The sequence below is a fragment of the Aeromonas sp. FDAARGOS 1402 genome, assembly GCF_019046925.1.
GTDB lineage: Bacteria > Pseudomonadota > Gammaproteobacteria > Enterobacterales > Aeromonadaceae > Aeromonas > Aeromonas caviae.
Genome location: NZ_CP077201.1, coordinates 1,575,731 through 1,589,147, shown reverse-complemented (window position 1 = coordinate 1,589,147; position 13,417 = coordinate 1,575,731). Strand labels below are relative to the sequence as shown.

Annotated in this window: 14 protein-coding genes; 9 read left to right on the top strand and 5 right to left on the bottom strand. The window is 62.6% G+C overall.

The window, feature by feature from the left end; translation table 11 throughout:
* Nucleotides 1-7 precede the first annotated feature (7 nt).
* Complete coding sequence (fabV, locus tag I6L32_RS07600) at nucleotides 8-1,195, bottom strand: enoyl-ACP reductase FabV (protein WP_045522675.1); 1,188 nt, start codon at nucleotides 1,193-1,195, stop codon at nucleotides 8-10.
* Nucleotides 1,196-1,647: 452 nt separating this feature from the next.
* Between fabV and I6L32_RS07595 the strand changes: the two genes are divergently transcribed.
* Both I6L32_RS07595 and trpS read left to right on the top strand, forming a co-directional pair.
* Nucleotides 1,648-2,082 carry a universal stress protein gene (locus tag I6L32_RS07595; RefSeq protein WP_010672329.1) on the top strand — a complete coding sequence of 145 codons (435 nt, stop codon included), beginning with the start codon at nucleotides 1,648-1,650 and terminating at the stop codon, nucleotides 2,080-2,082.
* Nucleotides 2,083-2,273: 191 nt separating this feature from the next.
* Entirely contained in the window at nucleotides 2,274-3,287 is a 1,014-nt protein-coding gene (gene trpS, locus I6L32_RS07590; RefSeq protein WP_104455000.1) for a tryptophan--tRNA ligase, read from the top strand.
* Here the strand turns inward: trpS and I6L32_RS07585 are convergent.
* Complete coding sequence (locus I6L32_RS07585) at nucleotides 3,266-4,240, bottom strand: LysR family transcriptional regulator (RefSeq protein ID WP_045522672.1); 975 nt, start codon at nucleotides 4,238-4,240, stop codon at nucleotides 3,266-3,268. The two genes, trpS and I6L32_RS07585, sit on opposite strands and share 22 nt — an antisense overlap.
* 91 nt (nucleotides 4,241-4,331) lie before the next feature.
* On the opposite strand from I6L32_RS07585, the gene I6L32_RS07580 reads away from it, so the two are divergent.
* Both I6L32_RS07580 and I6L32_RS07575 read left to right on the top strand, forming a co-directional pair.
* A complete protein-coding gene (locus I6L32_RS07580; protein WP_045522666.1) occupies nucleotides 4,332-5,231 on the top strand; it encodes a DMT family transporter in 900 nt (299 codons plus the stop codon).
* A complete protein-coding gene (locus I6L32_RS07575) occupies nucleotides 5,216-5,377 on the top strand; it encodes a hypothetical protein (protein WP_010672325.1) in 162 nt (53 codons plus the stop codon). Before I6L32_RS07580 ends, I6L32_RS07575 begins: the two co-directional genes overlap by 16 nt.
* A gap of 105 nt (nucleotides 5,378-5,482) precedes the next feature.
* On the opposite strand, the gene I6L32_RS07570 is transcribed toward I6L32_RS07575, so the two are convergent.
* Complete coding sequence (locus I6L32_RS07570; RefSeq protein ID WP_039040696.1) at nucleotides 5,483-5,953, bottom strand: DUF6314 family protein; 471 nt, start codon at nucleotides 5,951-5,953, stop codon at nucleotides 5,483-5,485.
* Nucleotides 5,954-5,995: 42 nt separating this feature from the next.
* On the opposite strand from I6L32_RS07570, the gene I6L32_RS07565 reads away from it, so the two are divergent.
* A complete protein-coding gene (locus tag I6L32_RS07565; protein WP_041212087.1) occupies nucleotides 5,996-6,850 on the top strand; it encodes a DMT family transporter in 855 nt (284 codons plus the stop codon).
* Nucleotides 6,851-6,913: 63 nt separating this feature from the next.
* Here I6L32_RS07565 and I6L32_RS07560 read toward each other — a convergent pair whose 3' ends face one another.
* Together I6L32_RS07560 and I6L32_RS07555 are read right to left on the bottom strand one after the other, a co-directional pair.
* On the bottom strand, nucleotides 6,914-7,777 hold the full coding sequence (locus I6L32_RS07560; RefSeq protein WP_029313392.1) for a sensor domain-containing diguanylate cyclase: 864 nt from the start codon (nucleotides 7,775-7,777) through the stop codon (nucleotides 6,914-6,916).
* 169 nt (nucleotides 7,778-7,946) lie between these two features.
* Entirely contained in the window at nucleotides 7,947-8,660 is a 714-nt protein-coding gene (locus tag I6L32_RS07555) for a 3-deoxy-D-manno-octulosonic acid kinase (protein ID WP_010672321.1), read from the bottom strand.
* A gap of 138 nt (nucleotides 8,661-8,798) precedes the next feature.
* On the opposite strand from I6L32_RS07555, the gene I6L32_RS07550 reads away from it, so the two are divergent.
* The 4 genes from I6L32_RS07550 to spoT all read left to right on the top strand — a co-directional run bounded on the left by I6L32_RS07550 (nucleotide 8,799) and on the right by spoT (nucleotide 13,390).
* Nucleotides 8,799-9,899 (top strand): glycosyltransferase family 9 protein, encoded by a 1,101-nt coding sequence (locus tag I6L32_RS07550; RefSeq protein WP_216944888.1) that lies wholly within the window; start codon nucleotides 8,799-8,801, stop codon nucleotides 9,897-9,899.
* Nucleotides 9,900-10,155: 256 nt separating this feature from the next.
* A complete protein-coding gene (gene gmk / locus I6L32_RS07545) occupies nucleotides 10,156-10,782 on the top strand; it encodes a guanylate kinase (RefSeq protein WP_039040668.1) in 627 nt (208 codons plus the stop codon).
* 79 nt (nucleotides 10,783-10,861) lie between these two features.
* Nucleotides 10,862-11,137 carry a DNA-directed RNA polymerase subunit omega gene (gene rpoZ, locus I6L32_RS07540; protein ID WP_005307060.1) on the top strand — a complete coding sequence of 92 codons (276 nt, stop codon included), beginning with the start codon at nucleotides 10,862-10,864 and terminating at the stop codon, nucleotides 11,135-11,137.
* Nucleotides 11,138-11,272: 135 nt separating this feature from the next.
* Nucleotides 11,273-13,390, top strand: a complete 2,118-nt coding sequence (gene spoT / locus I6L32_RS07535) for a bifunctional GTP diphosphokinase/guanosine-3',5'-bis pyrophosphate 3'-pyrophosphohydrolase (RefSeq protein WP_039040667.1) — start codon at nucleotides 11,273-11,275, stop codon at nucleotides 13,388-13,390.
* The last annotated feature ends 27 nt before the right edge of the window (nucleotides 13,391-13,417 follow it).

The window sequence follows — 13,417 nt, the reverse complement described above, 5'->3', positions numbered from 1 at the left end:
GCGGGTGTCAGGGCGTCAGCTCAGTGAGTGACGCCACGTTCACCGGCGCACCGTAATCCACCCCCGGCAGCTCGAAGCCGTTGAGCTGCATGAATTCCTGGCGCAACCCGGCAAAATCCCCCAGGGTGCGGAAGTTCTCCGGCGTCACCTTGGGCCAGAGTGCCGAGACGGCGGCCTGCACCGCTGGCTCAAGCTCGTGGTCATCCATCCGGATCAGCCGGTTGCCATCGGCGACGACTCCTCTGGGCCCGTACATCTTGTCGGCAAACAGCCGCTGCATCTGCTCGATGCAGCCCTCGTGGACACCACGCTCCTTCATCACCCCCATCAACAGGCCCAGATAGACAGGCAGCACCGGAATAAACACGCTCGCCTTGGTCACCAGCGCCTTGCAGACCGACACCCAGGCATGACCGCCAATCCCGGCAAGTTGCAGGTTGATGGTCTCGGCGGTGGCGTGCAGGTGCTCCTTGGCATAGCCGATGGTGCCGTCCCGATAGAGAGGATAGGTGGACTCGGGGCCGATATAGGAGTAGGCAACGGTCCGGGCGCCGGGGGCCAGGCAATCCGCCTGCTGCAATGCCTGCATCCAGCGCTGCCAGTCCTCGCCCCCCATCACGGTGACGGTGTCGCGGATCTCCTCAGGGGTGGCTGGCACCAGCGACTGCTGCACCAGCGCATCGTGCTCCAGATCCAGCCCCCAGCCTTGCAGCGGCTGGCCTGTGGTCTTGAGCACCGAGCGTACCTGTGTGCCATCCGGCATCACCCTGACTCCGCTCGCCAGTGAATAGACCACCAGATCCACCTGCCCGAGCTGCTGGCGGATGACGTCGATGGCCTGCTGGCGCATGGTGTCGGAGAAGGCATCTCCGATCAGGTTGACGGCGATGCGACCGGCTTGCTCCGCCGCCTGACGAAACCAGATGTTGTTGTACCAGCCTGCACTGCCGAGCCCCTTGTCGGAGGGACCCCGCTCGAACGAGACGCCCAGGGTATCTGCCCCGGCGCCGAAGGTGAGCGCGATCCGGGACGCCAGCCCGAAACCGGACGATGCCCCCAGCACCAGCACCCGTTTCGGCCCGTTGAACGGCCCCGCCGCCCGCACCTGTTCGATCTGTTGCAGCACGGCGGCGCGACAACCCATGGGGTGGCAATTGCGGGCAACACAACCCTGGATCTGGGGATGAATGATCATGAAGGACTCTCCGGTGCATCGGTGGGACATGAGAAACGGCCATGACAGCGTCACCCGGTTGCAGGTGAGGGGCCCTAGCCGTTTTGCCAAGGGAACTGGCTACAGCATAACCAAGGGGGGCGGGATTACCTTGATGTCGGACGGGATATGGACTGGAAGAGGGCAGAAAAACAAAAGGGAGCGCGAGGCTCCCCAAAGCGGTATTCAGATGCTTTTTGTTGTTTTGTGTTCATTGCGAAGCACGGGCACATCCTATTCCCCCACCTTCCCGAGGGCAATAGCACGCCTGTGACCGGTGTCAAACTCCTGTTCAAAATATGCACTCCCCGGCCACCTGCACCTCTACGCCTTCCGGTTCGGGGTCAGGCAAATCCTGAAACTGTGGCGACGATGCCGTTTTAGTTTCAGCAGACATTGGTATAGTGGACCCAGGATCAGTGAGGAGAACTCCCATGAATGGAACCTATTACAAACACGTACTGGCCGCGATCGACCTGTCGGAAGATAACCGCAAGGTGATCGAGAAGGCGGTCGACCGGGCCCGCTCCAACGGCGCCAAGCTGTCGGTGATCCATGTGGATGTGGACCTCAAGGATCTCTACACCGAGATGATCGACATCGACATCGACAACGTGCAGGACCAGGTGATCGCCGAAGCGAAGGAGAAGCTGGAAGCCTTCCTCGCCTCGGTGGACTACCCCATCGAGAAGAAATTGGTGATCTGCGGCGATCTGAGCGAGCGGGTCAACCAGGCGGTCAAGGACTACCAGATCGACCTGCTGGTGTGCGGCCATCGCCAGAGCTTCTGGAGCCTGCTCACCTCGAGCGCACGCCAGCTGATGAATACCGTGCCCTGCGACATGCTGGTCGTGCCCTTGCAGAAGTGATCGAACAGGCGTAGTGTGATTTGCCATGAATATGACCTCATTCAATCACAACTACTGGTGGTGCTGCTTCTAAACAGGCGGCACTGCTTTTCTATGTAAAATTTCCCAAAGAAAACACCGTGACCGCCGAGAGGCGGTCATTGTTTTCATCCCTTTGTCGCCTCCCGGCTCACCCAACTGGAGAGAGTGACATGCACAACCCCGTGATCCTGACCGGCGACCGCCCCACCGGCAAACTGCACATTGGCCACTACGTCGGCTCCCTGCGCCAGCGCGTGGCCGCCCAGCACCATTACCGCCAGTTCGTCATGATCGCCGATCTGCAGGCGCTGACCGACAACGGCCACAACCCGGCCAAGGTGACCGATCACGTGCTGGAGGTGATGGCCGACTACCTGGCCGCCGGCCTCGACCCGGCCAAGACCACCTTCTGCCTGCAGAGCGCCCTGCCCGCCCTCGCCGAACTCACGACCTACTACCTCAACCTGGTCAGCGTCGCCCGGCTGGAGCGCAACCCCACCGTCAAGGCCGAAATCCAGCAAAAAGGGTTCGAGCGCAGCCTGCCCGCCGGCTTCCTCGTCTATCCGGTCAGCCAGGCCGCCGACATCACCGCCTTTCGTGCCACTCACGTGCCGGTGGGCGAGGATCAGCTGCCCATGCTGGAGCAGACCAACGAGATAGTGCGCCGCTTCAACACCCTGGTTGGCAAAGAGGTGCTGACCGAGTGCCAGCCCATCCTGAGCGACACCGGCCGCCTGCCCGGCATCGACGGCAAGGCCAAGATGTCCAAGTCCCTCGGCAACACCATCGAACTCGGCATGTCGAGCGACGAGATCAAGCAGGCGGTGTTCGCCATGTATACCGACCCCAATCACCTCAAGGTGAGCGATCCGGGTCAGGTGGAAGGCAATACGGTGTTCGCCTATCTGGATGCCTTCCACCCCGACAAGGCCCTGGTGGCCGAGATGAAGGCCCACTACCAGCGCGGCGGTCTGGGGGACATGCGCTGCAAGCAGGTACTCAACGACTGCCTGCAGACCCTGCTTGCTCCGATGCGGGAGCGGCGCGAGGCGGCCATCGCCGACAAGCGCCAGCTGCTGCGCCTGTTGCAGCAGGGTACCGAGCAGGCCCGGGCCCTCACCGACGAGGTGCTGGCCGAGGTGAAGGGGGCGATGGGGCTGGACTACTTCTCCGGATTGGCGTGATCTGCCCCCTGCGGCGCGGGATGGCCGAGCGCATCCGCGCCGTAGCGCTCCTTCGCCAGCCGGTGCAACAACCCCTTGAACCAGCCGATCGCCTCGTCATGGGCACTGAGCGGGTGGCCCGCCATCAGGTAGACGATGGGGATGGCGGGTTCCAGCTGGTGCAGGCGCAACGGATAGTGGCGACAGAAGTGGCGCCCGATCATCTCGGGCACCACCACCAGGTAGCGGCCGGTCGCCATCAGCGGCGGTACCGCCATAAAGCTCGGCAGCCTGACCCCCAGCTCCCGCTCCACCCCGAAACGGGCCAGCCAGAGATCCACCATGGCCTGGCTGTGGCCCCAGCTGGAGGTGTGGATATGGGGGCGGCTGACCAGTTCTCCCGGCCCCAGCATGTCGGGCAGGGCGCTGCCGAGGGGCGACAAACAGACCAGCGGATTGCTGAACCACTCCTCGCGCCACAACCGGGGCGAGAGGTGGTTGGCACCGGCAAACCCGATCACCAGATCCAGTTCCCCCTTCTCCAGCTCCCGCTCGTAGTCGCTGTCCGCCAGCTCGCACACTTCCAGTCGGCAGTGGGGAGCCTGCTGCACCATCCACTCCACTAGCACCGGCACCAGGCCGTGCTCCACCGAGCCCGGGGTGGCGATGCGAAAGATCCGCCGGGCACTTGCCGGGTCGAATCCCTTGGCCTGACGCAGCCCCTGCTCCAGCATGGCCAGCGCCTGGCGCACCGGGCTCGCCAGCGCCTTGGCTCGTTCGGTCGGCATCATCTCACGCCGACTCATCACGAACAGGGGATCATCCAGCGCCTGGCGCAAGCGCCCCAGCGCATGGCTGACGGTGGACTGGGAGAGGTGCAGCCGTTCGGCGGCACGGGTGACGTTGCGCTCCTGCATCAGCATGTCGAACACGGTGAGCAGGTTGAGGTCGAGGCGGGAAAGGGGCAGTTCCATCGATATTGGCCATAGTTGAATGACGACAATTCATTTTTGGCATAGTAGCAGATTGCATAGAATGCGCAGGCGAATTACATTGGAGATTCAAATGCGTAGCTATCTGTTGTTGCTGGCGATCGGCCTGTTGTGGGGCTCCCAGTTCATTTTCATGCACCAGGCCGTGGCTGAACTGCCCCCCATCATGGTGGCCGCCGGACGCGCCCTGTGCGGCAGCCTGACCCTGGGTCTGCTCTGCCTGTTCATGCGCCTCAAGAGTGAACACACGCCCTGGCGAACCTATATGCTGATCGCCCTGCTCGACGCCACCATCCCCTTCATCATGGTGGCCTGGGGACAACAGTATGTGGACAGCGCCATCGCGGCCGTGGTCATGGGTTGTATCCCCTTTGTGACCATTCTGGCGGCTCCCTTGTTTATTTCTGGTGAAAGAATCACCAAGGGCGGCCTGGTCTCCGTGATCATCGGCTTCATCGGCGTGCTGGTACTGTTCTGGCCCAAGCTGACCAGCGGCATGAATGCCGGCCTGCTCGGTGCCATGGCCATCCTGTTCGGTGCCAGCTGCTTCGCCATCGGCCTGCTGATGATCAAGCGCTTCGCCAAGGACCATCCTGTGGTCGTGGCCCGCAACATCCTGATCTCCTCGGCCATCCAGCTGCTGCTGGCCGCGCCCTTCGTGGCGGACCTGAGCACCCTCACCCTGCCGAGCCAGCAGGCCATGGGCGCCGTCGCCATGCTGGGGATCTTCTGTACCGGCCTGGTCTACTTCCTCTACATGGCGCTGATCCAGAAGGCGGGCCCGACCTTCGCCTCCTTCAGCAACTACCTGGTGCCGCTGTTCGGCGTCATGCTGGGAGCCCTGTTCCTCGGCGAGCAGATCCAGTCCACCACGGGCGTGGCGCTGGCCCTGATCCTGGGTTCGGTCGCCCTCAACCAGTGGGCACAGCAGCGCCGCCAACAGCGGGAGGCTGCCCTATGTCAGGCATCCTGACCACCCTCTGCGGCGGTCTGGTACTGATAGCCGGCTGGCAGTATCGCCACCGGCTGGCCGGGGTGCTGGGTCTGCTGATGGTGCTGCTGCCCTGGTTCTTCGACAGCAAGCTGCAAGCCATGCTGAACTATGCACTGAATGCCTGAAGACCCTCTCTGCGTGTGTGACGAGAGTGTATCTCTCCTGTTTTTGGGACCGTTTTAACAAAACCTCCGATTTGTCCCCTCTACCGGCGCCCTGCGCCGGTTTTTTTATCTCTGCGCCTCTGGTCCGTAGCGATAACTCAACCGCTCGTTCTTGCGCGGCCCCGTTATCTGCCAGGCGAGCAGGAAACCCTCGCCGGTTTCGGTCAGCTCGGCGCTGTAGTGATCCTGCCCGCACAGGTGAGGCTCGGCCGTGACCCAGTGCCCGTCCCCCCGGGGCAACAGCTCGAACAGCATCACCGGCTGCTCGTAGCGCAGGTGGGAGAGCATGATCCCCCGTGCGGTGCGCTGCCACCAGAAGCGGTTGTGCATGGTCAGCTCCCGGCCATGGGGCGTGGTGTAGCGACCCGTCTCGGCATACAGCCACCCCCCATGGTGATCGGTCACCACCACGGCACCCTCCCCGCGACCGCACCAGTCGGTGGCGGATCCGACCCCGTTGCTCGCCTCGAAGGCAAATGCTCCGATCTGTGACAACCCTTCCCATAAACGCTGGATCGCGCCTTCCAACTCGGCCATCATAGCGCCCTCCAAATTGACAACTGACGACAATTCAATCACATGAACTACTTGATAGGGGTTACCCTGCTCTGGTCCTTCTCCTTCAGCCTGATCGGGGTCTACCTTGCCGGTCAGGTGGATGCCTACTTCTCGGTACTGACCCGCATCGTGCTCGCCAGCCTGGTGTTTCTGCCCTTCCTGCGCCGTCGCTGGCTGCGCCCCGATCTGGTGGCCAAGCTGATGGCCCTCGGTGCCATCCAGCTCGGCATCATGTATCTGTTCTACTACCACTCCTTCCTGCTCTTGACGGTACCGGAAGTGCTGGTGTTCACCATCTTCACCCCCATCTATGTCACCCTGATCCACGACCTGCTGGAAGGGCGCTTCAAGCCTGTCTATCTGTGGGGGGCCCTGCTGGCGGTGCTGGGGGCGGCCGTCATCCGTTTCGACGGCCTGACCGAAAGCTATGTACTGGGATTCCTGGTGGTGCAGGGCGCCAACGTCTGCTTCGCCCTGGGCCAGGTAGGCTACAAGGTGCTGCTGGCCCGGGAGGCTGAGCAGCCGCCCCAGCTGGCGGTGTTCGGCTGCTTCTATCTGGGCGCCCTGGTGATCGCCCTGCCCGCCTGGTGGCTGCTGGGCAAACCTCAATATCCCGCCAGCCCCCTGCAATGGGGCATCCTCTTCTGGCTGGGGGTCGGGGCATCCGGGCTCGGCTACTTCCTGTGGAACAAGGGGGCGACCCTGGTCAGCAGCGGCGTGCTGGCCATCATGAACAACGCCCTGATCCCGGCAGGTCTGCTGGTCAATCTGGTGCTCTGGGGAAAGGATACCGACCTGCTCAGGCTCGGTCTGGGCGCCCTGCTGATGCTCGCTTCTCTCTGGGTCTGCCAGCGTCAGCAGGTCAGTGAGCGCTGACTGAAAATCATTGACGCTGATGGGTCCATCGGCGTCAATCGGTTCGCGGACAGTGACTGGCCGTCAGCCGACCACGGCGTTGTGTTCCCGCTTCGCCTGACCGTGGCAGGAGGCCAACCGGGCCAGCAGGTGATCGAGCTGCTCGGCACTCTGGCTCTGCACCAGGCCGATGCTCACGGTCACCGGACGCTGGGGCAGCAGGCTGGCGTCGGCGATCTCGAGCCGCAGCCGCTCGGCAATCTCCAGGCCGCTCAACCGATCGGTCTGGGAGAGCATCAGAATGAAGCCGTCTTCGTCCCAACGGGCGAAGGGATCTTCCCGACGCAGCTCGCGGCGCACGATGCGGGCCAGCTTGGCCAGCATGGCGTCGCAGGCCGCCTCCCCGAACAACTGCAGGATCTTGCTGCGGTGATCCACGCTGAACTGCAGCAGACAGAAACTGCCGCTCTCGCTGGCCAGCCGTTCATCCAGCAACAGCTCGAAGTGGCTGCGGCTCTCGAGGCCGGTGAGGGGATCCGTGTCGTGGCGATCCTCCAGGGGCGCCATGGCGGCATCCAGATGGCGAACCACCCCCAGCAGTTGACCCCCTTCGTCGCGACGGACCCGCTCCTCCAGCCGGATGTAATGGCCCTGATGGTGCAGGATGCGGTACTCGAGTCGAAGCCCGTTGCTGCGCCCTTGCTGGCAGGCCTCCAGGGCCTCTGCCAGACGGGGAGCATCATCCGGATGTACCCGATCCAGCCAGCCGAGATCCCCCAGCTCGCCCCCCTCCAGACCCAGCAGTTGCAGACAGGAAGGGTCCCGCCTCAGACCCTGCCCGGCCGACCAGGTCCAGATCCCGGCCTCCAACATCGCCATGGCCTGTGCCATCAGCGTCACCTCAAGGGGAGTGGTGACCTCAACCCCGGCAGTCTCATACCTTTCCATCACGCGCCTCGAAACCGGATCTGAATATCTGTCCAAGCAATCACACTCAATAAGTAACATTGGTGCTGGCGCCGAGCAACCGCGCCAGCATCGCTGGCCTCGCACCTCTCGCCTCTGGTGGTCCGCCATCAGGGCTTGCCAGCCTCCAGCTACGAAGTGAAGCTCGACGTCACGCCACCTTGCCCTGATAGCCTGCCATCAGGGCCTGCCAGTTTTCCGGCACGAAGTGGAAGCTGGTGTGCAGTTGCGACTCCTTGTTGAAGGAGCGCAGCAACCGCTCCAGGTTGGCCTGCTGCCAGTTGCCGGGGGAGCGGATGGCTCCTTTGTCGAAGTCGATCACCCACACCTTGCCCTCCTTGTCGAGCAGCAGGTTGTGGCTGTTGAGATCCGCATGATAGACCCCTGCATCGTGCAACTGGCGCACCGTTTTGCCTATCTTGTGCCACACCTCACCGGCGATCGGCCCCTGCTTGAGCAGGGCCACCAGATCCTTGGCGCCGCGAATGCGTTCGATCAGGATGTCGGCCCGATAGAAGGGCCCCTGCTTGACCATGCGGGCCGCAAAGGGGCGCGGCACCGGCAGCCCCTGTTCACTCAGGGTCGCCAGCAGACGATATTCAGCCATGGCCCGGCTGCTCTCCACCCCTTCAAACCAGAACCGGTCACGCACCAGCTTGCCCACCATGCCGCCACGGTAGTAGTGACGCAGCACCAAGTGACGGGATTCATCCTTCACGAACCAGGTCACCCCGCGGCCGATGGAAGAACCTACCACCTGGCGATGGGTCTGCCACCAGACAGGATCGAACAAGGCAGGGGAGGGATCGCGGAAGACTCCGTCGGCATACCAGCAGACCTGGTTGTGGGTGGTGTGTGTCAGCATGATGAGAATTCCGGTCGATAGTGGGTGCAGGGCATCCTTTCAGAAAGCCGTGCCGGTCGGGCAACCGGCGCAATTTTACAATCCACAGGGGAGTTTGCATAATGCCATCCATCCATTTTGCCATCGTTGCGCCACATCATGCCGCTGTTCCAAACGCCGCCCTCCTCCATCTGCATCCTGCGGCTCTCCGCCATCGGAGATTGCTGCCACGCGCTGGCGCTGGTGCGCGTCATCCAGCGGGAGTGGCCCCAGACCCGCATCACCTGGATCACTGGCAAGATTGAGGCGACCCTGTTCGCCGATCTGCCGGGGGTCGAGGTCATTCCCTTCGACAAGAGCAAGGGGTGGCGCGGCTATCGCGATCTCTGGCAGACCCTCAAGGGGCGCAGGTTTGATGCCCTGCTCCACCTGCAGGCCGCCATGCGCGCCAGCATCGCCACCCTCGGCATCAAGGCCAAGGTCAAACTCGGGTTTGATCGGGAGCGCGCCAGCGACGGTCAGTGGCTGTTCACCAACCATCGAGTTCCCTCACCCGCCTCCCCCCACGTGCTGGACGGCTTTCTCGCCTTCGCCAAAGAGCTCGGGATAAAGGATCTGACCCCGGACTGGCAACTGCCCATCAGCGCCGAGCACCAGGCCTGGGCGAAGGAGAAAATTGGCGGCAAGCCGACCCTGCTCATCTGCGCCGCTGCCAGCAAGGCATTCAAGAATTGGACTGCCGCCGGCTATGCCGCGCTGGCGGATCACGCCACAGACAAGGGCTTTCAGGTCTATCTGTGCGGCGGACCAGCCAGGCTGGAGCGGGATCTCGCCGCCGAGATCCAGCGCCTCAGCCAGAGCAAGCCGGCAGATTTGGTGGGGCAGACCAGCCTCAAGCAATTGCTGGCGCTGATTGGCGAGGCGAGCCTGGTGCTGGCCCCGGATACCGGCCCTGCCCACATGGCCACCCTGGTGGGAACACCCGTGATCGGCCTCTACGCCCACCACAACCCGGAGCGTACCGGCCCCTATCTGTGCCGGGATTATCTGGTCAGCGTCTATCAGGAACTGATTGAGCAGGAGACCGGCAAGCCGCTGGCCGAGCTCGGCTGGCGCACCCGCCTCAAGGATCCGGACGCCATGGCCACGATAAGCCGCGAGCGGGTCATCGCCGCCTTCGAGCGCCTCTGTACCGACAAGCATCTTCTACCGACCCAGGGCAACTCGGAAATTCCGAGCCCTGGCGCAGGGATAATCTGATGGCCCGGCCCCGGCTCCGTGGGCAGAATGGCCCTCTATGCGGGTAACGCCCGCACAGCAAGCTACGGATATTTTGATCGGCTGGAATATGATTCCGGCCGTTTTTTTATCCGCCCCCATCTGCTAACATTCGCCGCCTTTACATCCTCCTGACTCTGATTCCTCCGCGCATTGCGAGCAACCGTCTCCCTTATCGGGCACAAGACGGCGGCCTCTGCTACAACCAAAGCGCGGATCATCGCTTAAAGGTACAGACATGGCGCAACAAGGCACTCTCTATATCATCTCTTCCCCGAGCGGGGCCGGTAAGTCCAGCCTGCTCAATGCCTTGCTGACCCAGCACAACGCCGCCGGCAAGATGCAGCTATCGGTCTCCCACACCACCCGCGCCACCCGTCCCGGTGAAGAGCACGGGGTGCACTACCACTTCGTCAAGGTGGAAGAGTTCAAGGCGCTGATAGAGCGCGGTGACTTTCTGGAGTGGGCAGAAGTCTTCGGCAACTACTATGGCACTTCCCGCGCTGCCATCGAGGCCTGCCTGGCGCAGGGCATCGACGTCTTCCTCGACATCGACTGGCAAGGCGCCCGCCAGATCCGCGAACAGATGCCGACCAAGTCCATCTTCATCCTGCCTCCCAGCCGCGAGGAGCTGGAGCGCCGCCTGATCGGCCGCGGCCAGGACAGCGCCGAGGTGATCAAGGGCCGGATGGAGAAAGCCATTGCCGAAATGGTGCACTATGACGAGTATGACTATGTCATCATCAATGAAGACTTTGAGCTGGCACTGTTCCAGCTCAGGGCCGTCATCGAGTGCCAGCGCCTGGAAATGCGTCAGCAACAGCAGGCCCAGCAAAACTTGCTGAAACAGCTACTGGCAGAGTAAGCCAAAAACAAGTAAACTTTTGCGTCATTTTTAAACACCGCTTTTTCAATCACAGAAAGCCCAAACACTGGAGTCCCGCATGGCCCGCGTTACTGTAGAAGATGCTGTAAAACAGGTAGGTAACCGTTTTGACCTGGTGCTGGTCGCCGCGCGCCGCGCTCGTCAAATCGCGGTACAAGGCAAGGATCCCCTGGTCGACGAAGAGAACGACAAGCCGACCGTGATCGCCCTGCGCGAGATCGAACTGGGTCTGGTCAACAACCAGGTGATGGATACTCAGGACCGCTACGAGCAGCAAGAGCAGGAAGCCGCCGAGCTGGCTGCCGTTGCTGCCATCGCAGAAGGTCGCGGCTAAGTCAGTCGCCTCCCATAGTCGGCGCCCGCCCGGGTGCCGGCTGTTCTCCCCATTTACAACCGCTCGAAAACCTCGCAAACTCGAGGGCATACCCTCAATTTCACGGATTGCCGTTTAACCGCTGCGGGGACTGTCTTGTATTTATTTGAAAATCTTAAAGAAATAGCCAGTTCCTACCTGCCACCCGAGCAGGTTGAGAAGCTCAGGCAAGCCTATGTGGTAGCCCGTGATGCTCACCAGGGACAGATGCGTTCCAGTGGTGAACCCTACATCACTCATCCCGTTGCCGTGGCCCGCATCCTGGGCGACATGCGCCTCGATCATGAGACTCTGATGGCTGCCGTGCTGCACGACGTCATCGAAGATACCCCTGTCACCAAGGACGATCTTGCCGAGCAGTTTGGCAACGCCGTCGCCGAGCTGGTCTCCGGTGTCTCCAAGCTCGACAAGCTGAAGTTCCGCGATCGCAAGGAAGCCCAGGTCGAGAACTTCCGCAAGATGATGATGGCCATGACCCAGGACATCCGGGTCATCCTGATCAAGCTGGCCGACCGCACCCACAACATGCGCACCTTGGGATCTTTGCGGCCGGACAAGCGCCGCCGCATCGCCCGGGAAACCCTCGAGATTTTCGCCCCCATCGCCAACCGCCTCGGTATTCACACCATGAAGAACGAGCTGGAAGAGCTCGGCTTCGAGGCGCTCTACCCCATGCGCTCCCGGGTACTGCGGGAATCGGTACGCCGCGCCCGTGGCAACCGGCGTGAGATCATCGACTCCATCCAGAGCGAGATTGAGGGGCGTCTGCGGGAAGCCGGCATCGATGCCCAGGTAAGCGGACGCGAGAAGAACCTGTTCTCCATCTACAACAAGATGGAGAAGAAAGAACTGCAATTCCACGAAGTGATGGATATCTATGCTTTCAGAGTGAGAGTGAAAGACATAGACACCTGCTACCGGGTGCTTGGGCAGATGCACAGCCTCTACAAGCCGCGCCCCGGTCGCTTCAAGGACTACATCGCCATCCCCAAGACCAACGGCTACCAGTCCCTGCACACCTCCCTGGTGGGGCCCCACGGGGTACCGGTGGAGGTGCAGATCCGCACCGAGTTCATGGACCAGATGGCCGACAAGGGCGTCGCCGCCCACTGGGCCTACAAGCAGGATGGGGACAGCTCGGGCACCACGGCCCAGATCCGCGCCCAGCGCTGGATGCAGAGCCTGCTGGAGCTGCAACAGAGCGCCGGCAGCTCCTTCGAGTTCATCGAGGGGGTCAAGACCGACCTCTTCCCCGACGAGATCTACGTCTTCACACCGGAGGGCCGCATCATGGAGCTGCCCGCCGGCGCCACCCCGGTGGACTTCGCCTACACGGTGCACACCGACATCGGTCACGCCTGCGTCGGTTCCCGGGTCGACCGCCACCCCTATCCGCTCAGCAGCCCGCTGCACTCCGGTCAGACGGTGGAGATCATCACGGCCCCCGGCGCCCGCCCGAACGCGGCCTGGCTCAACTTCGTGGTGACCACCAAGGCGCGCTCCAAGATCCGCCAGTTCCTCAAGAACCTGCGCACCGAGGAGTCGGTGGTGCTGGGCCGTCGCCTGCTGAACCACGCGCTCGGCGCCAAGAACATCGAAGACATCCCTGAAGCCCGCGTCAAGCAGGTGCTGGCCGACACCAAACACGAGAACCTGCAGGGGCTGCTGGCCGACGTGGGCCTTGGCAACGCCATGAGCGTCATGGTGGCCCGCCGCATGCTCGGGGATGAGCTGCCGCCGGAAGAGCAACCCAAATCCACCAGCAAAAAGATGCCGATCAAGGGGGCCGACGGCATGCTGGTCACCTTCGCCAACTGCTGCCGCCCCATCCCGGGGGATGCCATCATCGCCCACATCAGCCCGGGCAAAGGACTGGTGATCCACCAGGAGTCCTGCCGCAACATCAAGGGCTATAGCCGCGAACCGGACAAATACCTGCCGGTGCAATGGGAGGTGGACAAGGAACAGGAGCAGGAATTCCGCACCGGCATCAGCATCGAGATCGTCAACCACCAGGGCGCCCTGGCGGAGCTGGCCAACGTGATTGCCGCAACCGGCGCCAACATCCACGCCATCAGCACCGAGGAGAAAGATGGCCGGGTCTATGTGGTCACCCTGCTCATCACCACCAAGAGCCGGATCCACCTCGCCAACATCATGCGCAAGATCCGGGTCATGCCCAACGTGCTCAGAGTGAGCCGACAGAAAAACTGAACACAGGCGGCGCAAGCCGCCTGCTGC

Excerpts from the sequence above, each read along its gene's own strand:
- rpoZ (WP_005307060.1), top strand. The coding sequence starts at position 10,862 with ATGGCCCGCGTTACTGTAGAAGATGCTGTAAAACAGGTAGGTAACCGT.
- fabV (WP_045522675.1), bottom strand. The coding sequence starts at position 1,195 with ATGATCATTCATCCCCAGATCCAGGGTTGTGTTGCCCGCAATTGCCAC.
- I6L32_RS07560 (WP_029313392.1), bottom strand. The coding sequence starts at position 7,777 with ATGGAAAGGTATGAGACTGCCGGGGTTGAGGTCACCACTCCCCTTGAG.
- trpS (WP_104455000.1), top strand. The coding sequence starts at position 2,274 with ATGCACAACCCCGTGATCCTGACCGGCGACCGCCCCACCGGCAAACTG.
- I6L32_RS07585 (WP_045522672.1), bottom strand. The coding sequence starts at position 4,240 with ATGGAACTGCCCCTTTCCCGCCTCGACCTCAACCTGCTCACCGTGTTC.
- I6L32_RS07570 (WP_039040696.1), bottom strand. The coding sequence starts at position 5,953 with ATGGCCGAGTTGGAAGGCGCGATCCAGCGTTTATGGGAAGGGTTGTCA.
- I6L32_RS07575 (WP_010672325.1), top strand. The coding sequence starts at position 5,216 with ATGTCAGGCATCCTGACCACCCTCTGCGGCGGTCTGGTACTGATAGCC.
- I6L32_RS07555 (WP_010672321.1), bottom strand. The coding sequence starts at position 8,660 with ATGCTGACACACACCACCCACAACCAGGTCTGCTGGTATGCCGACGGA.
- I6L32_RS07565 (WP_041212087.1), top strand. The coding sequence starts at position 5,996 with ATGAACTACTTGATAGGGGTTACCCTGCTCTGGTCCTTCTCCTTCAGC.
- I6L32_RS07580 (WP_045522666.1), top strand. The coding sequence starts at position 4,332 with ATGCGTAGCTATCTGTTGTTGCTGGCGATCGGCCTGTTGTGGGGCTCC.
- gmk (WP_039040668.1), top strand. The coding sequence starts at position 10,156 with ATGGCGCAACAAGGCACTCTCTATATCATCTCTTCCCCGAGCGGGGCC.
- I6L32_RS07595 (WP_010672329.1), top strand. The coding sequence starts at position 1,648 with ATGAATGGAACCTATTACAAACACGTACTGGCCGCGATCGACCTGTCG.
- I6L32_RS07550 (WP_216944888.1), top strand. The coding sequence starts at position 8,799 with ATGCCGCTGTTCCAAACGCCGCCCTCCTCCATCTGCATCCTGCGGCTC.